Raw genomic sequence first — 25,251 nt, forward strand, 5'->3', positions numbered from 1 at the left:
TTCAAGTCATATCAACTTCACATTGGAGTCTTTCATGCCAAGACGTACAAAGATTGTAACCACACTCGGTCCGGCGACCGATCGCGACGGCATCCTCGAGGGGATCATCCGCGCCGGTGCCGACATGGTGCGGATGAACTTCTCTCACGGCACTCCTGAAGACCATATCCAGCGCGCCAACCAGGTGCGTGAAATCGCCGCCAAGCTCGGCCGCCACGTGGCCATCATGGGGGACCTGCAAGGTCCCAAGATCCGCGTCTCCACCTTCAAGGATGGCAAGATCTACCTCGCCATCGGTGACAAGTTCATCCTCGACGCAGCCCTTGGCAAGGGAGAAGGCTGCCAGGAGCAGGTCGGCATCGACTACAAGAGCCTGCCAAACGACGTCGTGCCAGGCGATATCCTGCTGCTGGACGACGGCCGGGTACAGCTGAAAGTGGAACAGGTGGAAGGCACCCGCATCCACACCACGGTCACCGTGGCCGGCCCCCTCTCCAACAACAAGGGCATCAACAAGAAGGGGGGCGGCCTCTCCGCCCCGGCCCTGACCGACAAGGACAAGGAAGACATCAAGACCGCCGCCCGCATGAGCGTGGACTACCTGGCGGTCTCCTTCCCCCGCAGCGGCGATGACCTGCGCTACGCCCGCGAGCTGGCCCGCGAAGCCGGCTCCAACGCCAAGATAGTGGCCAAGGTCGAACGCGCCGAGACCGTCGCCAGCGACGAGGCGATGGAGGACATCATCCTCGGCTCCGACGCCGTCATGGTGGCCCGGGGCGATCTCGGCGTCGAGATCGGTGATCCCGAGCTGGTGGGAGTGCAGAAGAAGCTCATTCGCCACTCCCGCCGTCTGAACCGCGTGGTCATCACCGCGACCCAGATGATGGAGTCCATGATCAACGCACCGCTCCCGACCCGCGCCGAAGTGATGGACGTGGCCAACGCCGTGCTGGACGGCACCGATGCGGTGATGCTCTCCGCCGAGACTGCCGCCGGCCAGTTCCCCATCGAGACAGTCACCTCCATGGCCAGCGTCTGCGTGGGCGCCGAGAAGCACCCGAGCCTGAACGTCTCCAACCACCGCATGAGCTACACCTTCACCTCGGTGGAAGAGGCGGTGGCCATGTCCACCATGTATGCGGCCAACCACCTGGAAGGGGTCAAGGCGATCGTGGCGCTGACCGAATCGGGCACCACCCCGCTGCTGATGTCCCGCATCAGCTCCGGCCTGCCGATCTTCGCCATGTCTCCCCACAACAAGACCCTGGCCTGGGCCAACCTCTACCGCGGCGTCACCCCTGTGCTGTTCGACGGGGACGAGACCAAGCCGGTCTACGAGGTGTGCCGCGACGCCCTGGACGTGCTCAAGGCCAAGGGGCTGCTGCAAAGCGGCGACATGGTGTTGCTCACCCACGGCGACAAGATGGAGACCGTCGGCAGTACCAATACTTGCAAGGTGATGATGGTCGAGTAATCGCCCAGCCACCGGCAACAAAAACGGCTCCCGCGGGAGCCGTTTCTCATGGTGACCAGGCTGGATCAGCCGCGAAACAGCTCCACCTTGTCCCCATCCTGCAGGCTGCCGGCGCCGCGCACCACCACCCTGTCCCCCTGCTTGAGGGCCCCGCTCACCGCCACCTGCCGGTTGTCGCCAAACAGCACTGTGACCGGCACCCGGTTCACCTTGAGATCCGTGCCACTCTGCTCCACCTGGTAGACCACGCTCCCCTCGGTGCCGAGCACCAGGGCATCCCGCGGCAGCAGCATGGTCTGCCGCTCCCCCATCGGCAGCGCTACCCGCACCGGCGAGCCTATGATGAAACGCCCAGGCTCGGGCCTGAGGCGCAGCTCGATGAGGCGGGACTTGGGATCGGCGCTCGCCGCCCGCTGGTAGTAGACGGCGTGGCTGCTGAGCTGCTCCCCCTCCACCCGCAACCGGGTCTGGGCGGCCAGTCGCTGTGCCCAGGCGATGGGCGCCCGCAGCCGGATGTCCGGCTCGTCGGGATTGACCAGCTCCAGCGCCTGCTCCCCTTCATCCACGTGCTCCCCCGGCTGGACGAAGTGCTCGTTCACCACACCATCGAACGGTGCGAAGATGCGGCTCTTACGCAGCTGCTCTTCGATCTGGCGCACCTGTACCCGGGCCAGCTGCTCGGCCAGTTCCGCCTGCTCCACGTCGTAGCGCGCCTTGTCGTACTGGCTTTGGGAGGCGCTCTTCTGCTGGTGCAACCGCTCCAGACGCTGGAATTCTGCTCTGGCATAGCGCAGGTTGCTCGCCTCCCTGGCTTGCTCCGCCCTGGCCTGCTCCAGCGAGAGGCGCAGGGTCGCGCCGTCCAGGCGCAGCAGCTCGTCCCCCGCCTTCACCCGGCTGCCGAACTCGGCAACCCACTCCACCCGTCCGCTGACCTCGGCGCTGAGCGCCGCCTGCTGACGGCTCGCGACCGTGCCGCTGACCCAGATGCTGGCCCCCGCCTCCCCCTGGGCCACCTCCGCCAGGGTCACCATCTTGCTCTGCGCCTGCGCGGGCAACGCGCCCGCCAGCAGCAGGGCACCCACTGCCATCCTTGTGAAACCTTGTGTCATCGTGAGCTCCTTGCTCAGGCCCGCTGCCGAATGGCCTGCGGCACGTCGACCCGCTCACCCAGCCGCAGGAAGGCGGGTAGCAGGATCAGGGTAAACAGGGTGCTGCAACTCATGCCGCCGACGATGACGGTGGCCAGCCCCCGGTAGATTTCGCTCCCCTCGCTCGGGCTCAACATCAGCGGCAGCATGCCGAAGATGCTGGTGAGGCTGGTCATGGCGATGGGGCGCATCCGGCTTTGCAGGGCATCGGCCACCGCCAGTTGGCGACTCAACCCCTCCCGCTCCGCCGTGCGGGTCTGGTGCACCAGCAGGATGGCGTTGTTGACCACCAGCCCCAGCAGGATGACGAAGCCGATGATGGTGAGCAAGTCCATCGGCAGCGGCACCAGCAACCCGCTCAGTCGCAGCGCCAGCACACCGCCGACGGCGGCGAGGGGCAGGGTAAGCAATACCAGCACGGCATCTTTCAGGGAGGCGAACACCCCCCACAGCAGGATGAGCAGGATCAGCACCGCAAACAGGAAGATGCTGCCGAGGTTGTCCAGCGCCTGCTGCAGGCTGTCGGCATTGCCGGCGACCTGCAGCTCCCCGCCAGCCGGCAGTATGGGCCTGATGGCGGGGAAGCTCTTGCTCTGCAGGGTCTCCAGCACCTGCTCCATGCTCACGCCGTCCGGCGGGGTGATCATGAGCTGGATACTGCGCCGGCCGTCGGCCCGGAAGATGCTCTCCGGCCCGAGGGCTGGCTCCACCCGCAGCAGTTCGCCGAGGGGGACGATGCGGCCGGATGGGGTCGCAAGCGGCACCGCCTTGAGCTCGTCCGGGTTGGCCGAGCTCTGGCCCATCAGCATGATGTCGAGCCGCTCCTCCCCATCGAAATACTCGCCGACCCGCAGGCCATCCCCGAAGGTCTGGATGATGGTGGGCAGGGGGGTGCGATCCCAGCCAACCTCGGCCAGACGCCTGTCTTGCGGCACCAGCCTCAGCTCGGGGGCGGTGAAATCGAGCCCGGGCTCGGGCCTGACCTGGGCCCCCGGCAGGTCCTGCTGCACTATGGCCATGCTCTCGCGGGCCGCCTGATAGAGCTCGGGCAGGGTGCCCCCCTGAATGAGCAACGAGATGCCGTTCTCGCTGTCAAACCCGCCAAACAGGGAGCCCTGGCCGCCGAAGGCCCGGGTGTCCGGGATGTTGACGAGCAGCTGGTCCATCAGCAGGCGCTCGAGCACCTTGATCCGGGTCTCGTCCTTTGGCCGCACCCCGATCTGGGCGCCCCCCGGGTAGCGCAGGATGTAGTAGTTCTTGAGGGCGGGCTCCTTCTCCCCCTTCATATAGGGATCCAGCCTGGCGATGAGGGTGTCTATCACCTCTTCGCGCTGGGCCTTGGGATTGACCCCGGGGGTGAAGCTCATCCAGACGTCGATGGCATCGCGCTTCACGTCCGGCAGGTAGTTCATCTTGGGCAGCAGCAGCCAGCTCGCCAGCACGGGCAGGCTCATCATCAGGGTGATGATGGCCCAGCGCCGGCGAGGCGTCGCCGTCCAGCGGATCACGTGGCGGGTGGTGCCCTGCCACAGGTTGTCGTAGGGGTCGGTCAGGCGTTCGCGCCCCATCCAGCGCGCCGCCACCGCCGGCAAGACGGTCACGGCCACCACCATGGAGACGGTGACCGCGCAGGCGATGGTCAGCGCCAGATCCGCAAACAGCTGCCCCTCCACGTCGTTGAGCAAGAGCACCGGCAGGAAGATGGCGACCGTGGTCAGGGTCGAGGCCACCAGCGCCGTCCACACCCGGCTGGTCCCCTCCAACGCCGCCTCCGCCTTGCTGATGTCCCCCGGCTCGGTGCGGCGGTAGATGCTCTCCAGCACGACGATGGCGGCATCCAGCACCATACCGACCGCAAAGGCGATGCCGGCCAGGGAGATGACGTTGAGGGTGCGCCCCATCACCTTGAGCAGGCAGAAGGTGAGCATGATGCTGATGGGGATGGCGATCGCTATCATCAGGGTCGCCTTGAGCTGGCGCAGGAAGACCCAGAGGATGGCGCAGGAGAGCAGCACCCCCAGCCCCAGGTTGGCGGTCACCATGCCCACCGCCCGGTTGATGTAGAGGGAGGCGTCGAACGACTGCTCCATGTGCAGGCCGACCGGCTCCAGCACCTCCCGGTTCAGCTCCCCGACCTTGGCCTTGATCCCCTCCAGCGCCGCCAGGGCGTTGGCGCCGCTCTCCTTGAAGATCTGGGCAGCTATGGCGGTGTTGCCGTTCTGGATGCGCAGCACCGGGTTCTCCTCCCGGGCCAGCCGCACCTCGGCCACGTCCCTCAGGTAGATGGGCAGGCCGTCGCGCCAGTCCACCACCTTGTCCCCCAGGGTCTCCACGTCGTAGCGGCCGGCGAAGCGCAGCTTGTACTCCCAGCGGCCGATGTCGAGGGTGCCGGCGGAGACGTCCCAGTCGGTGCTGGCCCGGCTGGCGAGCACGGGGATCTCCACCCCGAGTTCGGCGGCGCGGTAAGGGTCGAAGCGCACCTGGATCTGGCGCTCGTTGATCCCCTCGATGTCGACCGTCGACACCCCGGGGATCCGCTCCAGCTCCGGCTTGACCCGCGCCTCGATCAGCGCCTGGTGATCGTCGATCACCCCCTTGGCGCCGGGCAGTTGCTGGATGAAGAAGAAGGTGAGGGTGTCGTTGCTGCTGTAGTTGTTGACGTAGGGGCCGTCGATCCTGTCGGGCAGCCCGGAGACCCGGTTCAGCCGCGAGATGACGTCGAGCTGGGCCCGCTGCATGTCGGTGCCGAGGGCAAACGCCATGTTGATCTCGGTGAAGCCGGGGTAGCTGTTGCTGCCGATGCTTTTCAGCCCCTGCACCCCCTGCATCTCCTGCTCGATGGGATCGGTGACTTCCGACTCCATCTCCTGGGGCGAGGCGGAACGCCAGCTCACCGAGATGTTGAGGTGGGGACGGTCTATGTCGGGGAACAGCTGGACAGGCAGCCCCCGGATGCTGAGCAGGCCCAGCAGGAAAATAAGCACGACCGAGACCGCCACCCAGATGGGGCGTTCGATCGCCGTTTTGGCGAGGTTCATTCACTCTTCCTGAGTTGTTGTTATCGGCCATTCCGCTGGCCTTGCTTCCTGCCCCAAGGGTGGGGGCCATTGCATTAAACTGGAATTAATCGACCTTGTAAATGCCTGGTTAGACAACAAAAAAACCGGCCACATGGGCCGGTTTTGCAGTGACGCATCAGACTCAGGCGGCGTGCACCGCCGGGGCCGGTTGAGACAGTCCTTCCAGCTCACCCGGGGCGAAGTTGTCCACCTGGATCGCCTCGTAACGCAGGGCGTCGGCGGCCAGCAGCTTGTCGGCCTCCTCCTTGCCGAGGATGGACTGGGACAGGGCCGCAGCCACCAGCTCAGGCAGCGCCAGCTTGCGGGGCAGCTTGCCCTCTTTCTGGGCCTGCACCAGCTTCTTCTCGATGGGCTGCACCGCCACCATAGCCTGGAAGGCGCGCTCCATCAGACCGACCGGATCCGCCTCGTCCTTGCCCACGTAGCAGAGCGCGGTCAGACGATCGCGGAACTCCCCTGGCGTCATCATGGCCAGACAGATGGCGTGGCAGCGATCGTCCGCCGGCATCTTGTAGCCCACTCCGAACGGGAACACCACCCGTTTGAGCACGGCGCCCACCACCTTGTTCGGGAAGTTCTGGAAGAAGCCCTCGAACGCCTTGCCGATGAGATAAAGGTTGCGCTCCACCGCGTACTGCACGAACGGCAGATCGGAGACCATGCGGCCCTGATCCTCGTAGTGCTTGAGGGTGGCGGAGGCCAGATAGAGGTGGCTCAGCACGTCACCCAGACGGGCGGAGATCATCTCCTTGCGCTTGAGATCGCCACCCAGCATCAGCATGGAGACGTCGGCGCACAGGGCCAACCCTTTGCTCATGCGGGACAGCTGCTTGTAGTAGCGAGCGGTTTCCCCTCCCACGGGGGCGCCGTTGAACTGGCCCAGGGTCAGCCCCTGGAACAGGGCGCCGAAGAAGTTGCCGGTGCCGAACGCAATGTGCTTCATCAGCAGGGCATCGAACTTCTCGAGACCGCGCTCCACGTCGGTGTCGGCGGCCGCTTCCAGCTCGGCGAACACGTAAGGGTGGCAGCGGGTGGCACCTTGCCCGAAGATCATCAGATTGCGGGTCAGGATGTTGGCCCCTTCTACCGTGATGGCCACCGGAATACCCATGTAGGCATAGCCGGTATAGTTTTTGGGCCCAAGCTGGATGGCGCGACCGGCGTGAATGTCCATGGAGTCGTCCATCACCTGACGGGCCATCTCGGTCATGTGGTACTTGGAGATGGCGGTGACGATGGCAGGCGCCTGACCGAGATCCAGGGAGCCTGCGGTCATGCGACGAGCCCCTTCCAGCTGATAGGTGAGGCCACCGATGCGGGCCAGCGCCTCCTGCACCCCTTCAAACTTGCCGATGGACATGCCGAACTGCTTGCGCACGTAGGAGTAGGCGCCGACTGTGCGGCTCGCCATGTGACCGCAGGCGGTGCCCAGGGCCGGCAGCGAGATGCCGCGACCGGCGGAGAGGCATTCGACCAGCATGCGCCAGCCGCGGCCGGCGTATTCAGGCCCGCCGATGATCCAGTCGAGCGGAATGAACACATCCTTGCCGAAGGTCGGGCCGTTCAGGAACGCCAGTCCCATGGGGTAGTGGCGATCGCCGACGCGCACGCCAGGGTGACTGGTGGGGATGAGCGCGCAGGTGATGCCGATCTCCTCCTTGTCCCCCAGCAGCTTGTCCGGGTCGTACATCTTGAACGCCAAGCCCAGCACGGTGGCACGCGGCGCCAGGGTGATGTAACGCTTGTTCCAGTTCAGACGAATACCCAGCACCTCTTCACCCTTGTGCATGCCCTTGCAGACGATCCCCTTGTCAGGAATCGCGCCCGCATCGGAGCCCGCTTCCGGGCCGGTCAGGGCGAAACAGGGCACTTCCTTGCCGTTGGCCAGCCCCGGCAGCCAGAAATCCTTCTGGGCCTGGGTGCCGTAGTGCATCAGCAGCTCGCCCGGTCCCAGAGAATTCGGCACCATGACGGTGACCGCCACGCTCAGGCTCTTGGTCGCGATGCGGGTGACTATGGTGGAGTTGGCGATGGCGGAGAATTCGCGGCCGCCGTAAGATTTCGGGATGATCAGGGAGAAGAAGCCTTCCTTCTTCAGGTAGTCCCACACCGGCTCCGGCAGGTCCTTGGTTTCGTTGACGATCTTGAAGTCGTCCACCATGGCGAGCAGGGTTTCGACCTGGTTGTCGATGAAGGCCTGCTCTTCTGCGCTCAGCTCGGCCTTGCCGTAGCCATGCAGTTTCTTCCAGTCCGGGTTGCCGCGAAACAACTCGCCATCCCACCAGACGGAGCCGGCCTCCATGGCCTCCCGCTCGGTGGCCGACAGGGGCGGCAGTATCTTCTTGAAGATGCCGAATACGGGGCGGGTCACCACCTTTTTACGGATGGCGGGGACACCGAGCACCACGGCTATCGCCAGCACCAGCAGGACAAGCAATGTGATCATACCGAAGTTCCTTCTATTTCACTGTTTCCGTTGATTATTGTTAGGTGTTACACGGCCAGGGAGAGCCTGGTCGACTCCACGGGCGCCCCGACACCGGACGCCAGATAAGGAATGACGTTGCGCACCAACCCTTCCACATCGAGCTGCTGGCCAAAATCGGCCTGGGCGATGTCACGCAGGGCATCGGCGGAGGCCATGGTGAACACGACGGTGCCCAGGGTGAAGTGCAGGCGCCAGAAGAGATCCGCCGGCGACAAGTCCGGGTTGGCCTTGGAGATGGCCTGGGTGATCCCGTGCAGGGTCGCACCATAGTGGGTGGTGATGAAGCGGCGCAGGTGGCCCTGGCTGTCGATATAGCCACGGCCCAGCAACTGCATGAAGAGTGCCGGACCATTTGGGCGCACCGCCACCAGCTTCATCAGGGGGTCGACGAAACTCTCGAACACCTGCAGCAGGGTCAGCTGCTCCTGCGCCATCAGGGTCTGCAGGCGCGCATCCAGCTCCGGCATGAAGAGGCTCAGATAACGGTCGAGCACCGCCTGGATAAGCTCCTTCTTGGAGCCGAAGTGATAGTTGACCGAGGCCAGGTTCACATCGGCTTCGCTGGTGATCAGACGCAACGAGGTATCGGCGAATCCCCGCTCGGCAAACAGCACCTCGGCGGCATCGAGAATACGGTTCTTGGTATCGATTTTACTCACTGGACACCTCACTTAAACGAATGTTTAAAAAGTACGTTTCATGCCCAGCCATGTCAAGAGAATGTGAACGAGTGTTGGCGAAATGTTTTTAATCAAAAAAGAGGGAAGAGGACGGGAACTTCGCGGCGAGAGGGGACTCTATATCTATGCCACTGCAATTAAACATTAAGTCTCGCCCAACCTGCGCCATGCTAGTTGGGCATTTTTTTGTCCTCGTGGCGCCAATATCATCCGGGCAAAAAAAACCGTCGCAGGGGCGACGGTGGGGAAACGGGTCAGACCATCCAGTGTCGACCCATCGATGGGTGTTCAGGCTTGCATCGATAGGGTCATCCTCGCAGGCAAACGTCATCAGACTTTGTCAGCTACAGCCTAATTTGTGACAAAGTATGGCAAGCCGTTTCGTGGCCCCTCCCCACCATTTTTGCTATGCTGGCGCCTCATGCCAGAGGGGAGAGAAGATGAAGTACACGGTCGATACCCACACGCACACCGTCGCCAGCACCCACGCCTACAGCACCATCCACGACTACCTGCCCATCGCCAGAGCCAAGGGGATCAAGCTGTTCGCCACCACGGATCACGGCCCCGACATGGCCGATGCCCCGCACTACTGGCACTTCGTCAACCTGCATGTGCTGCCCAGAGTCGTGGACGGCGTCGGCATCCTGCGCGGCATCGAGGCCAACATCAAGAACATCGACGGCGAAATCGACTTCCCCGAGCGCTACGAATCGCGACTCGACATGATCATGGCGGGCTTTCATGAACCGGTGTTTCCCCCCTGTGATCGGGCGACCCACACCCAGGCCATGATCAACGCCATCAAAAGCGGTCGGGTCGACATGATAAGCCACCCCGGCAATCCCGCCTTCCCCATCGACATCCAGGCGGTGGTCAGGGCCGCCGCCGAATACCGGGTAGCGCTGGAGATCAACAACTCCTCCTTCAATCATTCCCGCCCGGGCAGTGAGAGCAATTGCCGCGCCATCGTCGAGGCGGCGCGCGACCTTGGCGCCTACCTCACCTTCGGCTCCGACTCCCACGTAGCCTTCAGCCTCGGCGATTTCGATCACTGCCACCGTCTGGTGACCGAGGCCGACTTCCCCGAGGAGCGGATCCTGGCACGCTCCCCCCGTGCCCTGCTCGATTTTCTCGAGAGCCGCGGTCGTGCCCATATCCCGGAGTTCGCCGACCTCTGACGGTTTCCCGTAACTCCATGAGCTCACTCATAAAACTGAGTTCAGCTCATTGACTTACCACCTATTTTTCGGGAATCTAGCGGCACGCCGGTATAGCTCAGTTGGTAGAGCAGCGCATTCGTAATGCGAAGGTCGCAGGTTCGACTCCTGTTACCGGCACCAAATTTTATCAAACAAAACAGTAGTTTGGGTGTTGCAGTTTGATGCGTTACTGAGCGTTGGAATGCAGCATTTAGCTTATCCAGTGTGGCAAAATTGTGGCATGCCACACTGGCCTTATAGCGGCGAATGACGCTTGCCAGTGCATGACATAGCAAAACACTGCTGGTAGACTCCATTTCGTCACGTAACATCGGACGACAGGCACTAATTATTTATACCCTCAAGGCCGGGCATGGTGCCGCTCAGGTCAATTACCGATTAGCTAACCGGCACAGCTATTCGATGACCCTTGCCGCCTTGATGGGTTATGACCATGAAACAAACCTCTATTACCACCTCCAGCGTGGTGCTTTTGACTGTTGAGCAATTGGCTCTCTGTCTGCATAAATCCGTTGCTAGCATCCGTAGTGACGCGACTCGCAACCCTTGTTCACTTCCCCCTATCTGCCGTTTACCAGGAACCAAGCGTTTGCTCTGGCGTGCTGAAGATGTTGAGCTTTGGCTTGCTGAACATGTCATTAGCCAAGGTTTGGATGATCGAGCGGTTAAATCGGCAGATATGCCTCGGCGTGGCCGGCCAACCAAAGCCGAGCAGCTAGCACGACAAAAGTCACAGAATTCAAACGCTAAGAGGTAAGCCATGGCTCTTGACCTACTAGCTGCGTTTGAACAGGAGCCGCCTGCTCTTGACTTCATATGGTCTGGATTTTTGGCCGGTACTGTGGGAGCTCTGATCGCACCTGGTGCAACAGGTAAAAGCTTTTGGGCATTGCAGGCCGCAATGGCCGTGGCTTGCAAAGAGTCTGATGGCGATCTGTTGCAACTACGCCCGACCCGTTCAGGCCGAGTGATCTATATGGCTGGTGAAGATCCGGCTGCAGTGCTTAGTCATCGCGTCCATGCGCTTGGCAAACATCTATCGCACAAAGCGAGGGCCTCTATTGCCACAAACCTCGCATTGGAACCGATGATGGGGGTGAGTTTAGATCTGATGAATCCGGACTGTTTTCAGGCTCTGGTGCAGAGGGTAGATGGATATCGACTTGTTGTTCTCGACACCCTCAGCCGTATGCATCAGATGGACGAAAATAGTAACGGAGACATGTCCCAGCTGATTACCCGACTTGAGTCGCTGGCCGCAAATACGGGGGCTGCGGTGCTCTATTTACATCACGCCAGCAAGGGGAGCGCGAGGGATGGCAGTCTTGATCAGCAGCAGGCAGCCAGAGGCGCATCAGCGTTGATTGATAATATCCGATGGTGTGGTTACATCGTGCGGATGGGGGAAGAAGAAGCAAACCAGCTAACCGAGATTCAACGTGGTAGTACACCCATCGGAAACTCTCGACGCAGTGCGTTTGTGCGCTTTGGGGTATCCAAGCAGAACTATGGCACTGCGATCAAAGATCAATGGTTTGAACGCCAAGAAGGGGGCGTATTACATCCGGTACAACTCATGGAACCTCCCCAGGCGCGAGAGCGAAGGAGGTTTGCTCATGGCTATTGAACTTACCCACGCGCGCCATGATCCGATGCACTGCCTTGCTCCTGGTCTATTCCGCAGTTTAAAGCGAGGGGAGAGAAAGAAGCTAAAGCTGGATGTGACGTATAGCTATGGACAGAACCAAAGCGCTCGTTTTATTGGTTTTGAGCCGTTAGGGGCTGATGATATGCGGCTGCTACAAGGGCTGGTTGCATTATCCGGCCCCAAGGGCGTTATTCTGACCTCTGCGCCATCAGCAGCTATTCCTAAGCGACTTCGTTTGGCCTTGGCATCTGAGTTTGATAGTGCGGACTGCCGTTGCTTGGTGGTGCAGTCTCGTATCACTCAGCTACTGGAAGAGATTGGTCTATGCAAAAGCGGCAGAAACCTTAAAACCCTAAAGGCTAGCCTGATCAGGATGTCCAATGTCACCGTTGTCATTCAAGGCGACTCTCGCTGTGCATCTTTCCACCTGATGAGCCATCTCTTTGATGAGGATGATAACGCGCTATACATCTGCTTGAACCCACAGATTGCAGAAGCCGTTCTCGGTGGGCGGCCACATGCTCGCATCGATATGAATGAAGTGCGTAGCCTCAAGAGCGATCCTGCTCGATTGATCCATCAACGCCTATGCGGGTGGATCGATCCTGGCAAATCAGGACGTGCGTCCTTGGATACTCTATGCAATTACATCTGGCCGGATCCTGCGATTGCTGATGCGATGAGAAAGCGCCAGCAGATTGCCCGTAGAGCCGTAGGAGAGCTGTTTACGATAGGTTGGTTGGTAACTGAATATCGAAAAGACATGTGGGAGATCCGCAGGCCACGGAACAGATCTTTGGAGTAATTTCAGTGCACTATCATTCCCGAACTGGTGAACTAACGTTCCCAACTGGTGCACTTTCATTCCCAGGGATTGGTCTTAAAATCTTTTCAAAACATGTGGTTAAGGTATTTTTGGAGAAGTGATCCAAGATTATCCATAAGATAATCCACTAGACACAGGCCCTTGCAGCCCTTTGGGCAGGTTGCAAGGGCCATTCATGTTTTGATTGGAGTTAATCTGGAGTCGTAGAGCGGTTGCATGTAGGTGACTTTTTACTGTTTGGTTCAGCAGGGGGGATAGAGGCACTAACAACCTGATCATGACGCAGATAGATAGTGCCATATTGCTCAGTCCAGAAGGTACATTGAGTGGCATTGCAAATAATTCGCAACGCTGATATTTCTTCTGGGATACCCGCATACTTGATGCAATGAGCCGCTGGGAATTCTTTTCTTTTCATCTTTTCTATCTGGGTGCCAGCCTCATTTTTTCCATTGCTGTAGCTGTAGATCGTGAGCAGGAATATTATTATTCCACTGCCTATCAAGTAACTGTATTGAATAAATAAGGTGAAAAGTTTATCGAGCAAGCTTTCCCATTTTGACGCTTCTTGTGGTTTTATTGCATTTTTTGTAAGCAACTTGAATGTGGAATTCTGTCGTATGGTATCATCAATCCTACGCATTTTAATTTGATGCCATTTGTATAGTTTTTTTAATAGCTCGGAAGTAAATGCAGCGATGAATAATAGAACTAAAACCAATGCAAAACCAGCAAGTGGGTAAGTTATATATGGTGCTATGTTGGTAACCAGTGCGATAGTACCAACTAATAAATTTTGTTCTGTTGAAAGTGGAAATTCGCTGCTATCAACATGAAAAACACTAACGTATCCCATATGCCATGCCATACCGAAAAGGTAGATACATGCTGTTGCGAGTGGGAGCAAGGCCAGGGCAATTTGTACCCAGACTAGCGTCTGTTCGGGTGAGCTAGTTGGAGGAGTCTTCTTCTGTCTGGCTTGTTGGCGACGCTGTTGCCACAATTCGGTACGCTGATTCATCTGTGCCTCAAGCATTAAGGTTTACGCAATATCGTATGGATTAAAGCCTCACTTGACAATCATCAGCTTGAGCAATTTAGCCTGCAGGAGCTCTTTCACTTGAACTGTTCTCCAGCGGTCAGAATCTTGGATGCCCCGATGCGGTGCGGCATAGTTGATTTGGTGGCAGCTGATGGGGCTAGGTGCCGGTGAGGGAGCCAGGCTTGAGGAATTTTTTCCCTTGGCGTTCCATCCTGATCACTCAACTCCAATCTGTAAAGTGTATGGATGTGGGATGGAAAGTGAGTGGAAGAGGTGGGTAAACCTATTGAAAAGAATAAGTTTTTTCGTTAGCTATCCTGTCCGCAGATGATTTGTATGATTTCCCTTGTTGCTGATGCATGCTTTCCTTCATGATTACAAGGCTGAATTGCGGGCAGGATGTGTGAAGTTAGCTAACCGGCAAGCCGGAGTCGCCTCTTCACTGTCCTGTATTCGCATCGTTGATGCTCAATTGTGTAGCTGAGCATTTGATGGCTTAGATTTAAATAAGTTAAAGCGGTGCAAGGCTGTTATATGATCGGCTCTTTATATCAAAGAGGATAATTTTGAATAAAAATCACCATGGTTTTGTTAGAGTTTTGACTAAGCAAGAGTTGAATAAATTGCGAGAGGACATGCATAAATCAAGTATGTTGATGAGGAAATCTATAAAAGATAGAAAAAACAACTATGAACTCTGATCTAATTTTATGGATTAAAAGGCATCTTTTTTATTAAATGCCTTTTAATCACTGGCTCACTATCGGTTGTGTTGTTGGTAACAATTAGTTAGATGAAGATAAGCATACACTGGTACCATTGACATTGATATCAATCCTACTTTTCATGCCTTCATCCCCCCCATTCTTGTCAACATAAAAGTCATATATTTTAATATTAGGGTGATATGCATCGATACTCATGCCAAGAGTGATAGATGCCATATTTGACATGCAAGGGAATATATGTACCGTATTTGTGTTGCAAGAACTTTTAAGGTGGTGTAGTAATTTTCTCATTTTATCCATAAAATAATTAAACTGAGATATGTCTTTCATGCATGAATTGCCAATTTCATTAGCAGTTATGGTAATCTCTTTAAATTTAAGTCTTTTACCTTCAAGACTAAAATGATTTGGTGACGCAGTGAAGTTAAAAGATATTATTACATCATTTTCATCTGAAGATAATTCATCTAAACCTGAAATTTTGAAAAACTCAGGGTCTTTATTTTCTTTCGTAATCGTCCATTGCGATGTTTCGCGTTCTCTCAGAACTGGGATAAATAGTTTCTTATTGCCAAGGATAGCACCTAAAGCAATTAGTGCCGGCATAGGGCCAATAGGGAAAATACAAGCGGGAACATTATCGAACTTACATTGCGCTATAATCTCTCTTGCAGTAACCTCTACTGATTCAATTAGAATCGGCCAATAATGGTTGTTTGTGGGGTTCATCAGAATTTCATTGTTTTTTGAGATTTCAGATATATTACCAGCTAATCTCATTTTTATTGATGATAAACAGTTATATACTTGTTGATAGCTAGGTCCATCATTTATATTTCCACGAACTGGCCATAACACAGAAAAAGCTTTACATGCAGGATACCTGAGCCCATCTAGAAGGTTGTTGGCTAACCTTATATGTTCTGCTCTCATTTTAGAGAGTAATGAAGCTGGATAATCTGCTAATGCGACCTTATCAATTAATCTATGATGTTTGTCACACAGATGTAAAATATTATTGGGGTCATTCGATATAACTTTTGAAAATATATTCCCTCTTGGCCCATTCTCTGATGCCGCAATATTGTGAGCTAAATATGCATAGTTCCCATATTCTCCTGTGGTTGCGTCAATCTCAAGATTTTCTCCACACCCTTCAAACATGCATCGACCAAAAGAAGCGTCTCTGACAGCCCTTTTGGTGTCAATAGTGAAGTCGGGACCGCGTCCCTTATCTTTATCTTTTGTCCAATAGGAGGTTAAGAGTGAAGGGATATTATCAATGTTAACTATTACTGACTGATCTTTAGACTGATGCCAAACATCATTCATTTTGTTCAAAGAAGAAATATCTTCGTTATTTAAAAATACTCCTTGATAGGAGCGAAAATCAATATTTTTTTTACCGGCTGTGAATATTTCTAGTCCGTCTTTATACTGAGCCGGAGTAAGATTAAATCGCAACAACGCTTGAGCATGATCCTGCGTCATCAATAGTACAACCACATTGGATTTACTTTCATCAATAACAAGTCCAATATCTTCCCATCTAATATCATTTATTAACTTATCGTGATAAGTTTTGATGTCGGTCAGATTATCTAATGGTTGTTGTAAAACTTGTAAATTTAATGAATTATCCATTTCTAGTCCTTTACTCTTGAATGAATAAATATTTTGGTAATTGAAAGACCTACTATAGCAAAAGCGAAATGTTGAAAACCCATGTTTCGTTTCATACACTTTTCCCAATCTTGCACATCTAAATATGATGGTGTTGGGTCTTCTTCTGGGTGGGTATGCCATGTACCTAGGTAGTAATTCTTACCACATGTTTCTTTGAATTTTTGGTCAACTAATTGTTGATGATAACAATCTCGTAAGGAAAAACTATATCTAGATCTTCTATCTTTAGGCTGAGGGGTAGAACATAAATCAATAAAAATTATTTTTTCCTTATGATTTATGGCTCCAATTAAAACGCCACACGCTTCAAGATCTTTATGGTCTATTTGGCGAAATGAATTCCAGATGTTGTGAACGTTTTCTGAAATTTCAAGTGTGAAATTTTCTTCGCTGATTATCTTGATCTCATTCATCTTGAACCACATACATGACAGTTTTCGTTTGCAATTTCTTTTTCTGTATTCGTCATGCGGAAAAATCTATGAGATAGTTTTATACCATTGTCTATAGCCAGCTGACCATCGCCTCTCCATGAATGACAGATGTTTTTATCTAATTTACCAGATAAATTGTCTAGTGCTAGGCGAGTAACTAGCATCGCCGTCTGAATAGAGTCTAGATTCGAATATGATATAAATTCAGAGCCACATCCGGCATGAGACTTTAGTATAGCTTGGTTTTTTGCTATAAAATTTATATTCGGGTATAACTCCATCTCATCAGATACATTATCTATAAATAAACAGTTTAAACAGCCTTGATGCATTTTGTTGTGATAAATTGCATGTCCTCCAACCCCAAATGCTTCGATCCATCCATATATTATCGGAGTTTTACATTGAGAACTTATTACCCATGAGTCAAATTTTCTCTCATGGGTCGCATTACCTGTTAGAACTAAGATTAAATCAAAATTATCAGTTATTGACTCATCCATATATTCTAATAAGAGTTTCTCAGATGCTTTTACCTTTACAAAGGGATACTTTGTCTCTAGATATTGTTTCAGACCACTTGCTTTATTGTATCCTACGAATTTAGATCCTAAACAATGTCTATAAATGTTCTCTATTGATAGGCTATCTGGATCAGAGAGAGTTATGTTGCAAATACCTGAAGACACTAATTGCTCGGCAACCATCCCTCCTAGACTTCCACAACCAACAATGCAAACATTTTTTTCATCTAGGTTGATCTTTGCTCCAGCCCTGGATAAAAGATGGGTTCTAGACATCACATCAAGTTGAATTGCTGTACCTTGCCAACCCTTCACATTTATAGGGGTCAATGGAATGCTCTGTTTTTTCTCAGCGGTAAATTTTAAAGCGACCCAGACACGTCCGTCACAATTGTTAAATGTACATACAACAAAAAACTCTTTTGATTTAGTTAGTCGACTAATTTCCCTAAGCTTTTCGCTAACATGAAGGGGTTGTGACTTTAGTATCTGCTCCCACCATGCAATGATACTTTCATTCGGTGATGGTGGTAATGGACACTCGTTAAGATGTATAATACATCCTTTTCCTTTAATTATTCTATAATCTGCGAAATAGTGTTTCAATATGGCATTATTGCTATTTACGCACATGGTTTCTTGTGCTATTGAAATTGTACTATGCCTGATTGATGTGTTTTCTTTATTGCTTGGCTGAGCTACATTTAGCGTAGTATATAGTTCTGGAGCTTCACATATACATATAAGTTTTTCATCGCTTTTTATGTGAAATCGCCAAACGCCAACAAACTCTCTTTTCAACTCGCTATCATTGTAATTTGGATCTTTAATTGATTTGCTCGTTATATCAATAACCTTTTTGATGGCATCATATAATACTAACTCTGGTCTTTCATAGTTGATATTGAATGACTCCTTGCCATAGCATATTTCAGCAAAATCATTCCCCCCCCAAGCTATATGTGCAAGAGCTCCATAACTTAGGCGATTACATAAGTGAAAAGTTGGTAGGTTAAAGGGGAAGTCAGGAGGGATATCAATTCGTATTGTTATTTCTCTATTCATAAGAGAATATTTGTAAAACATAGTCCTATCGTTATCTCCTCGAACTAAAGAGATGCCCTTAGATGAGAGATAATTAACTATCTGTGTCATATCAAGCACCGTTAGATACTCCTACTAACCCTGCTGATCTTGAACTATCCCTTGTTGGTTCGTCCTCGCTTTCAGGGAAGTCATCACCAAAATATTGACGTAACTTCTCACATTGTTTTTTTAGTGAGGACATATCATTAGTTTCATTTAGCGCATCAAGGAGATACTGCATACGCTTCCTAAGGAGAGTTCCCACGGTCTCTCCATTTTTTTGGAATGTATCCGAGTATGGTGTAACTGGTAGGTTGACATGAACCTCATATCCATTACTTGCAGGGATGAAATATTTATAATCTTTAAGAATGTTTGTGAGGGTATCAATCAATGCTTGGTTATCATTTACTTTACCATCATTATCAATGCAGGGTGAAAACGATTCCTTCACCATAATAGTAAGTGCTATAGAATAAACTTTTTTCCGTTCTACTTCGTTAGTATAAACAAAGTCACGCCAACGTTTTAAATATCTAACTAGTCGATAATACTGGCTTCTTTCATCATCTGTTATTTCCTTGGGAATGCTCAATGAAGCAATCCATTCTTTTAGTTTCTTTGGCTCTGAATTTGCCCATTCTCTATTGTTCTCGTCAGAAAATTCTTTTCCAACAGCCAGCTGATAATTTTGGTTTTCATCAATCCTATAAATTGGGAAATCAATATGATAATTTTCATTCTTGTAGTCGGCAGTCACACATGGCTTCTTTATTTTTGGCTCTTTAAATCCATGTTTTATCAGTACATCCCTAACAATTTTTTTCACATCAACAGGATTCTCTGGGGAGCTTTCCTTCGTTATTACAACCGCACGGTCAATATCGTAATCACCATCTAATGGTTTAATCGCAATATTGGAAGCAAGTGACCCCTGTAAAAATCTTGCCTGAACATGATAGCCCGCATCATTAAGTGCATCTTCAACTTTTGGGGTGACAATGTCGTCTTTATCCCTGGCTTTTTTGTATTCATCCGACTCCCTGGTGAGAATGATGTTTTTTATGAATTGATTATATTTACTTTGCAATGTGGCCATTTTAATATCCCGATTAACATGATGATATAAGTTGCATTAAAACTCTATATTAACTTTTTTGCTAATTCATCCGCTCTGGGGTGATAGTATCGCATTAACATTCTCGGGTCTTTATGTCCGGTGATCTTTGTGAGTTCGTGCATAGGAAATATCTCAGCCAGACGAGAAGTGGCTTCATGACGCAGGTCGTGGAAACGCAGATCACTGAGGAACTCGGTTACTGGAATCAAACCTTGTGCTTGGTACTCGAGCTCGTAGGCTTGTCTAGCACGCTTGACTGCCCGCTCAAAGGCTCGTGTTACCGCATCAGCTCGGATATCAAAAACCCGACCTGTAGCAGCAACTCCTACAGATTGCAGAGTAACAACTGCTCGGGTTGATAGCGGCACATCGCGCGCACTGCCATTTTTGGTCGATGGCAGGTGTGCAACTCTGCGTTTCAGATCGATGTGCTCCCAGCGCAAGCTAACCAGCTCACTCCGCCGCATGGCCGTTTCCAATGCCAGTATGACCAACGATGGTAAGACCCTTGAGCCACTGGCAGCGATGATCCGCTCTATTTCACCTTCTGATGCTCTACGCGCGCTTTCTTCATCCTGGCTCTGGGGACAATGTGCTGGCGTTGCAGAAGCTGCTATACGCCTTGTACGTGCGTTATCAGCTTGAGGCTTACGAATTAGCTCCAGTGGATTGGATAGACTTTCCATTCCCCATTCTTTACGGGCCATGTTGAAGATGTGAGAGAGCAGGGCAAGCCGCCGGAGGACTGTTGCAGGTTGATAATCTTTCAGCCACTCGTCCCTTAGCTTTGCAACATCCGCTCCACGAATGGATGCCAATGCGCGTGATGCCAAAGGTAATGCCTTGTAGATGCGGATCAGTGAGAGCTCTTGCACGGCTCCCTTTTTATGCGGAACAACCTCAGTTTCATAGCGGCATAGAGCCTCATAAAGCGAGGTTGCTTCAGCTTCGGCTCTGCTGACCCAAATCCCTCGGGTCATCTCAGATTCAATGACTTTAGACCAGGCCTCCGCCTCCGCCTTTGTGTTGAAGGTTTTACTCTGAGCCGGATACCCCTTGCGGCGTACCTGGGCTTCCCATTGATAGGGGCCGCGCTTACGGAACGTTGCCATAGCCAAATACCATAACTTGCTGCTGAGTGTGGCAAGATTGTGGCATAAACCCTTTTAAATGGAAAAAGCTATTGATTTATATAAATTGCAGTTTGCTTTCGTAATGCGAAGGTCGTAGGTTCGACTCCTATTACCGGCACCAGATATAGCAAGGCTCGCAGCGATGCGAGCCTTATTCATTTTTGAGGCGGCTAACTCCCGGCTAACATCAGCCCCGACGCACAAGTGGAATCACCATCGCTGTTTGTATGGGGGATAGTATTCACCAACCCCCCACCTCAAGCCGGTGTCAGGTGATAACTAGATTTGTAAACCGGATTTATTTGACTACCTCGCGACACAACTTTTAATCAGCTGATTGGGGCGACATTTGATTTTCGTCACTTCAAGAGCGCCGCTAACGCCGCGTCGAACTCGAAGCGTTCCACCTGCTGTGCCACCTTGGCCAGGCGTTCGGCCATTTCTGGCTGCAGGGAGAGGGCTTGCAACTCGACCAGCACTTCGATCGCCTCGCTGTCGCTCTCTGCCAGTAGTTGGCCAAGCCTAGCCAATCGTGGCTGTATGTCCGCATCGGGGAGGGCTACCGACTGCGCAGGCCCTAGCGTACCTGCATCCAATACGGCCAGGGCGGCGAGCACGGGGGCCAGGCTTTGTTCCACCCTGTTGAGCGCAGTCTGGAGCTGCTCACCCCTCGCACTGGATTGACAACACAACTCCAGCGCGGCCGCCGCTTGGGCGACCTCGAAGGCTCCGATGTTGCCGGCCGTCCCCTTCAGGCTGTGCGCGAGCCGGGTTACCGCCGTGGCATCGGGATCCGCGAGGGCGGCCGCGAACTGCGCGGCGAAGCCCTGATTGGCGGCATGGAACTTGCGAAGCAACCGCTGATAGAGCTCAGCCTTCCCCTGGCAGGTGGCCAGGCCGGCAGCCTGATCAATGCCATCCAGCTCGGTAGGCAAGGGACCTGTAGGCGGAACAGCCTCGAGCGCAGTCACGCTGGCCATTACTGGTTGACGGGCGCGTGGCTTGATCCATTTGGCCAGGGTCGCGAACATACTGGCCACGTCGAGAGGTTTGGCGATGTGATCGTTCATGCCGCAGGCCAACGCCTGCTCCCGATCGCCGCTCATGGCGTTGGCGGTCATGGCGATCACCGGCAATGTGGCAAAGCGCGACTGCTGGCGGATAAACTTGGTGGCCGTATAACCGTCCATCACCGGCATCTGGCAATCCATCAGGACGCCGTCGAAGTCGGCGTCCTGCGCCAGCAGGTCGAGCGCCTCCTGGCCGTTGACCGCCAGGCTGAGGGATATGCCCGCCTCCTGCAGCAGCTCGCTGGCCAGCTCGCGGTTCAATTCGTTGTCTTCCACCAGCAGCAGGCGGGCACCACTCAGGCTGGCCGTGGCGCTGGCATTCAGTTCTGATCGCTCGGTCGTCCGGCTGTCGACGAGTTGGATCTTGCCAAGTACGCTGCCGAGCGCCTCCAGCAGGTTAGATGGAGTAACAGGTTTGGTCAGCACCACGGGCAATTCCACCCCCTGCGACTCGGCCTGCTCACGAACCTCCTCGCGGCTGAAGGCGGTGACCATGATCACCGACGGCATCTGTGCCAGATTGGCTGCATGCATCTGCCGCACCGTCTCCACTCCGTCCATGCCCGGCATGCGCCAGTCCATCAGCACCAGTTCATAGGGCAGTGACTTGCCCTCGGCCGCCACCAGCATCGCCAGAGCGGCGCGGCCACTGTCGGCCACATCCACCTCAATGCCGAAGCGGCGGGCCATGCCGTAGAGGATCTCGCGGGCACTGGCGTTATCATCCACCACCAGGGCCCGCACACCTAACAGCTCATCCTGGGTGAACATGCGCTGCGGCAGCTCGCCACGCTGCCGCCCCAGCATGACGCAGAAGTGGAAAGTCGAACCTTGTCCCAACACGCTTTCCACCCAGATGCGTCCCCCCATCAGCTCGACCAGCCGCTTGGAGATGGCCAGACCCAGACCAGTACCGCCGTACTTACGGGTGGTCGAGCTGTCGGCCTGGCTGAACGACTGGAACATCCGTTCGCACTGCTGGCTGCTGATGCCGATGCCTGTGTCGCGCACCCAAAAGTGCAACTCCAGGTGTTCACCCTCGTCATGGAGCACCTCGGCTCCCACCACTATCTCCCCCCGCTCGGTGAATTTGGCCGCGTTGTTGCCGAGGTTGATCAGGATTTGCCCCAGCCGCAGCGGGTCGCCGACCAGCGCCGTCGGCAGATCGTGCGCCGTGTCGAACAGCAGCTCCAGCCCCTTCTCCTCGGCCCTCAGGCCAATCATGTTGGCGAAATTGTCCAGCACGTCCTCCAGACGGAAGGGGATAAGCTCCAGCTCCATCTTGCCCGCCTCGATCTTCGAGAAATCGAGGATGTCGTTGATGATCCCAAGCAGATTCTCCGCCGAGCGGTGCACCTTCTCGATGTAGTTGCGCTGACGGCGATCTAGCTGGGTGCGCAGGGCGAGATGGCTCATGCCGATGATGGCATTCATGGGGGTACGGATCTCGTGGCTCATGTTGGCGAGGAAGGCGCTCTTGGCCTGGGTCGCCTCTTCCGCTACTGCCCGCGCCTCGGTCAGCGCCGTGACATCGATGTTGACCCCGGTTGCGCGCAGCGGAGTACCGTCTGGTGTGCGTGTGAAGCGGCATAGCGACTTGAAGGTTCGCACCTCCCCGTCACTTTGACGCACGATGCGAAAGTCGAACTCAATCCGATCGGCCCCCCCCTCGATCGCGCGCTCGAAGACCTGGCTGGCTGACTCGACATCGTCAGGATGCAGCAACCTCTTCCAGTGCTCCAGGGTGCCGCCGAAGCCCCTGGGCTCGAGCCCGAACATCAGCTCAAGCTGCGGCGTCCAGAAGTTGCGGCCTGTCACGAGATCGATGTCGAACAGGCCGATGCCGCCTGCCTCCTGCACCAGGGTCAGGCGTTCGCTGGCCGTGCGCAGGGCCTGCTCGGCGACCCTGCGCTCGGTGATGTCGCGGATGGCGCTGGATACCAGCACCCCATCCTCGGTCTCAATGGGGCTCAAGCTGATCTCCACTGGAAACTCCCGGCCGTCCCTGTGCAAGCCGAACAACTCCTGTCCCTGCCCCATAGCCCTCGCCTGAGGCTGACCAAAGAACTGATCACGCTGGCTCGGATGATGGGGGCGGTAGCGCGCCGGCACCAGCATTTCGATCTTGCGCCCCAGCAGCTCCTCACGGTTCCAACCGAACAGCTCGAGGGCCCGCCGGTTGACCAGCACTATGTCGCCCTCGTGATTGACTATCACCATGGCATCCGGAGCGGACTCGAGAAGATCCCTGAACTTGCGCTCGGCCGCCCGGCGCCGGGTAATGTCCCGATACACCACCACAGAGCCGATCAGCGTATCGCCCTTGAGCATCGGGGTGGTTGAGTATTCCACCGCCATCGGGCTACCGTCCTTACGCCAGAACACTTCACTGTCCACGGTGCGCGGCTGGCCGTCGCGCCCGGTCAGGTACATGGGGCACTCCTCGAGGGGAAACTCGCGCCCATCGGCATGATGGTGATGCACCAGCGCATGCATCTGCCGGCCAACCAGCTCATCCGTGCGGTAGCCGAGCATGGCCGGTGCCGCCGGATTGGCAAAGGTCATCACGCCCTCGGTATTCAGCCCGACGATGCCATCGTTGACCGATTCCAAGAGCAGCCTGGTACGCTCTTCCAGCTCGCTGCGCTCCTGCAACTCGCGCAATGTCGCTTGCTTGCTCATCAACAAGGCAAGACTGAAGGCGATCACCGGCACCGCGTCGGTCAACACCTCCTCCTGATATCGGGGAACATTCATGTAGCCCAACTCCAGCACGGCGATCACCCTCTCCGCACTTCGGATAGGGACGATGGACAGCGTGCGTGGCACGGCAGAAAGAAGGCCGGACTGGATCCTGATTGCCTCATCCGGCAGGTTCTGACACTGTATCACCCTGCCCGTCGCCACAGCCTCACCAGCCAACCCCTCACTCATCTTGAACGGCCTGCAACCCGATGGTTCGATGCCAAATCCGGCCCGGCAGCGAAAATCGCCCTCGTCCTCATCGTGGACGAAGAAGGCCCCCACATCGGCCCCCAGCCAGGGGATAAGATATTGCAGCAATCGCTGGCCGAATTGGGCCAGATCGTCGCTGTTTTGCAACTGCTGCGACAGCTCGCCAGCCCGCGCCTTGCCCCCCAGCACAGTTTCCTGCCTGTTCGCCTCCTCGCGGATCCGGCGCAACGCCAAGTTAAAGCCGCGGATCAGGCCGGCAAGCTCCTGATGCTGGCCCTCCGGCAACTCGGTGATGCCGCTGGCGGTCTCTCCGTTCTGTCCACCCAGCATCATGAGCGCCTCACGCAGATCGGCCAGCGGCCGGAAGACGATGCGCAGGCTGGTGAGCAACAGGACTATCAGCACCAGATCCACGGCCAGGATCTGCAGGATGAGCTGGTAGAAGTTGCTGCGGATGGTCGCGTCGAGTTTGTCGCGGGAGAACTGTATACGCAGGAGACCGATACGTTCATCGGGCTTATCGGTGAGGACGATCCCCTTCTCCAGCGTGAGCGCATGCATCGGCAAGTCGTCCTTGAGCGCCACGATAGCTCCCGTGGCATCACGGTTGAAGGCGGCTATCGTCACGTCATTTACATCTTTGATTTCCAGTGCGGCAATCTCGGGAATAGCCAGTTGTGCACGCAGAACATTGGCGATCACATCCTTGTTAAGCTCCCACAGAGGGGTGGCCGCGCTCTGGGCGATACGGTTCAACGCCCCCACCTGAAGATCGCCGAAGCGTTCGTTTAGTTCGCCGACGAGGCGCGAGTGACCGTAGAAGCCGGAAACGGCCAGGGTCAGGGAGACTGCCACCATGAGCAGGAGCGATAAACGGGCACGCAGTGAATGAAACACACAGCCTCC

At 54.8% G+C, this 25,251-nt stretch carries 15 protein-coding genes and 1 tRNA gene; 5 read left to right on the forward strand and 11 right to left on the reverse strand.

All coding sequences use genetic code 11. The annotated features are described in order from the left end of the window. The first annotated feature begins 34 nt into the window (after positions 1 to 34). A complete protein-coding gene (gene pyk, locus R2B70_RS13035; protein ID WP_042076738.1) occupies positions 35 to 1,474 on the forward strand; it encodes a pyruvate kinase in 1,440 nt (479 codons plus the stop codon). A gap of 65 nt (positions 1,475 to 1,539) precedes the next feature. Here pyk and R2B70_RS13040 read toward each other — a convergent pair whose 3' ends face one another. The 4 genes from R2B70_RS13040 to R2B70_RS13055 all read right to left on the reverse strand — a co-directional run bounded on the left by R2B70_RS13040 (position 1,540) and on the right by R2B70_RS13055 (position 8,849). Beyond that, positions 1,540 to 2,583: an efflux RND transporter periplasmic adaptor subunit gene (locus R2B70_RS13040; RefSeq protein WP_318161686.1), complete on the reverse strand. Its 1,044-nt coding sequence runs from the start codon at positions 2,581 to 2,583 to the stop codon at positions 1,540 to 1,542. Positions 2,584 to 2,597: 14 nt separating this feature from the next. Beyond that, complete coding sequence (locus R2B70_RS13045; protein ID WP_318161687.1) at positions 2,598 to 5,660, reverse strand: efflux RND transporter permease subunit; 3,063 nt, start codon at positions 5,658 to 5,660, stop codon at positions 2,598 to 2,600. 163 nt (positions 5,661 to 5,823) lie between these two features. Next, a complete protein-coding gene (locus R2B70_RS13050) occupies positions 5,824 to 8,148 on the reverse strand; it encodes an acyl-CoA dehydrogenase (protein ID WP_318161688.1) in 2,325 nt (774 codons plus the stop codon). A gap of 47 nt (positions 8,149 to 8,195) precedes the next feature. Then, entirely contained in the window at positions 8,196 to 8,849 is a 654-nt protein-coding gene (locus R2B70_RS13055; protein ID WP_042076745.1) for a TetR/AcrR family transcriptional regulator, read from the reverse strand. 461 nt (positions 8,850 to 9,310) lie between these two features. Here R2B70_RS13055 and R2B70_RS13060 point away from each other — a divergent pair, with 461 nt between their 5' ends. The 4 genes from R2B70_RS13060 (at position 9,311) to repC (ending at position 12,546) form a co-directional block, all read left to right on the forward strand. Continuing rightward, entirely contained in the window at positions 9,311 to 10,051 is a 741-nt protein-coding gene (locus tag R2B70_RS13060) for a phosphatase (protein ID WP_042076747.1), read from the forward strand. An 86-nt stretch (positions 10,052 to 10,137) separates the two neighbouring features. Further along, positions 10,138 to 10,213, forward strand: a tRNA-Thr gene (locus R2B70_RS13065). 640 nt (positions 10,214 to 10,853) lie between these two features. After that, positions 10,854 to 11,720 carry a helicase RepA family protein gene (locus R2B70_RS13070; RefSeq protein ID WP_257725923.1) on the forward strand — a complete coding sequence of 289 codons (867 nt, stop codon included), beginning with the start codon at positions 10,854 to 10,856 and terminating at the stop codon, positions 11,718 to 11,720. After that, positions 11,710 to 12,546: a replication protein C, IncQ-type gene (gene repC, locus R2B70_RS13075; RefSeq protein WP_043160086.1), complete on the forward strand. Its 837-nt coding sequence runs from the start codon at positions 11,710 to 11,712 to the stop codon at positions 12,544 to 12,546. Before R2B70_RS13070 ends, repC begins: the two co-directional genes overlap by 11 nt. A gap of 211 nt (positions 12,547 to 12,757) precedes the next feature. Here repC and R2B70_RS13080 read toward each other — a convergent pair whose 3' ends face one another. The 7 genes from R2B70_RS13080 to R2B70_RS13110 form a co-directional block, all read right to left on the reverse strand. Further along, entirely contained in the window at positions 12,758 to 13,588 is an 831-nt protein-coding gene (locus tag R2B70_RS13080) for a hypothetical protein (protein WP_050438070.1), read from the reverse strand. 806 nt (positions 13,589 to 14,394) lie between these two features. After that, positions 14,395 to 15,981: an SAVED domain-containing protein gene (locus R2B70_RS13085; RefSeq protein ID WP_161772469.1), complete on the reverse strand. Its 1,587-nt coding sequence runs from the start codon at positions 15,979 to 15,981 to the stop codon at positions 14,395 to 14,397. A gap of 2 nt (positions 15,982 to 15,983) precedes the next feature. Continuing rightward, the gene (locus R2B70_RS13090) at positions 15,984 to 16,436 is read right to left on the reverse strand and encodes a Mov34/MPN/PAD-1 family protein (RefSeq protein WP_161772468.1); all 453 of its coding nucleotides are present in this window, start codon (positions 16,434 to 16,436) and stop codon (positions 15,984 to 15,986) included. Continuing rightward, a complete protein-coding gene (locus R2B70_RS13095) occupies positions 16,433 to 18,136 on the reverse strand; it encodes a ThiF family adenylyltransferase (protein WP_318161689.1) in 1,704 nt (567 codons plus the stop codon). The genes R2B70_RS13090 and R2B70_RS13095 overlap by 4 nt, the downstream gene beginning before the upstream one ends. Position 18,137: 1 nt before the next feature. After that, positions 18,138 to 19,166 (reverse strand): nucleotidyltransferase, encoded by a 1,029-nt coding sequence (locus R2B70_RS13100; protein ID WP_033134987.1) that lies wholly within the window; start codon positions 19,164 to 19,166, stop codon positions 18,138 to 18,140. A 44-nt stretch (positions 19,167 to 19,210) separates the two neighbouring features. Next, positions 19,211 to 20,299: a site-specific integrase gene (locus R2B70_RS13105; protein WP_043160085.1), complete on the reverse strand. Its 1,089-nt coding sequence runs from the start codon at positions 20,297 to 20,299 to the stop codon at positions 19,211 to 19,213. 380 nt (positions 20,300 to 20,679) lie between these two features. Then, positions 20,680 to 25,242, reverse strand: coding sequence for a PAS domain S-box protein (locus tag R2B70_RS13110; RefSeq protein ID WP_318161690.1), 4,563 nt, complete (start codon positions 25,240 to 25,242; stop codon positions 20,680 to 20,682). Positions 25,243 to 25,251: the final 9 nt, after the last annotated feature.

The organism is Aeromonas sp. XH, assembly GCF_033348475.1.
Lineage (GTDB): Bacteria > Pseudomonadota > Gammaproteobacteria > Enterobacterales > Aeromonadaceae > Aeromonas > Aeromonas sanarellii.

What these genes read in the sequence shown, in the direction of transcription:
- pyk (WP_042076738.1), top strand. Translation starts at nt 35, where the DNA reads ATGCCAAGACGTACAAAGATTGTAACCACACTCGGTCCGGCGACCGAT.
- R2B70_RS13040 (WP_318161686.1), bottom strand. Translation starts at nt 2,583, where the DNA reads ATGACACAAGGTTTCACAAGGATGGCAGTGGGTGCCCTGCTGCTGGCG.
- R2B70_RS13045 (WP_318161687.1), bottom strand. Translation starts at nt 5,660, where the DNA reads ATGAACCTCGCCAAAACGGCGATCGAACGCCCCATCTGGGTGGCGGTC.
- R2B70_RS13050 (WP_318161688.1), bottom strand. Translation starts at nt 8,148, where the DNA reads ATGATCACATTGCTTGTCCTGCTGGTGCTGGCGATAGCCGTGGTGCTC.
- R2B70_RS13060 (WP_042076747.1), top strand. Translation starts at nt 9,311, where the DNA reads ATGAAGTACACGGTCGATACCCACACGCACACCGTCGCCAGCACCCAC.
- R2B70_RS13070 (WP_257725923.1), top strand. Translation starts at nt 10,854, where the DNA reads ATGGCTCTTGACCTACTAGCTGCGTTTGAACAGGAGCCGCCTGCTCTT.
- repC (WP_043160086.1), top strand. Translation starts at nt 11,710, where the DNA reads ATGGCTATTGAACTTACCCACGCGCGCCATGATCCGATGCACTGCCTT.
- R2B70_RS13080 (WP_050438070.1), bottom strand. Translation starts at nt 13,588, where the DNA reads ATGAATCAGCGTACCGAATTGTGGCAACAGCGTCGCCAACAAGCCAGA.
- R2B70_RS13085 (WP_161772469.1), bottom strand. Translation starts at nt 15,981, where the DNA reads ATGGATAATTCATTAAATTTACAAGTTTTACAACAACCATTAGATAAT.
- R2B70_RS13090 (WP_161772468.1), bottom strand. Translation starts at nt 16,436, where the DNA reads ATGAATGAGATCAAGATAATCAGCGAAGAAAATTTCACACTTGAAATT.
- R2B70_RS13095 (WP_318161689.1), bottom strand. Translation starts at nt 18,136, where the DNA reads ATGACACAGATAGTTAATTATCTCTCATCTAAGGGCATCTCTTTAGTT.
- R2B70_RS13100 (WP_033134987.1), bottom strand. Translation starts at nt 19,166, where the DNA reads ATGGCCACATTGCAAAGTAAATATAATCAATTCATAAAAAACATCATT.
- R2B70_RS13105 (WP_043160085.1), bottom strand. Translation starts at nt 20,299, where the DNA reads ATGGCAACGTTCCGTAAGCGCGGCCCCTATCAATGGGAAGCCCAGGTA.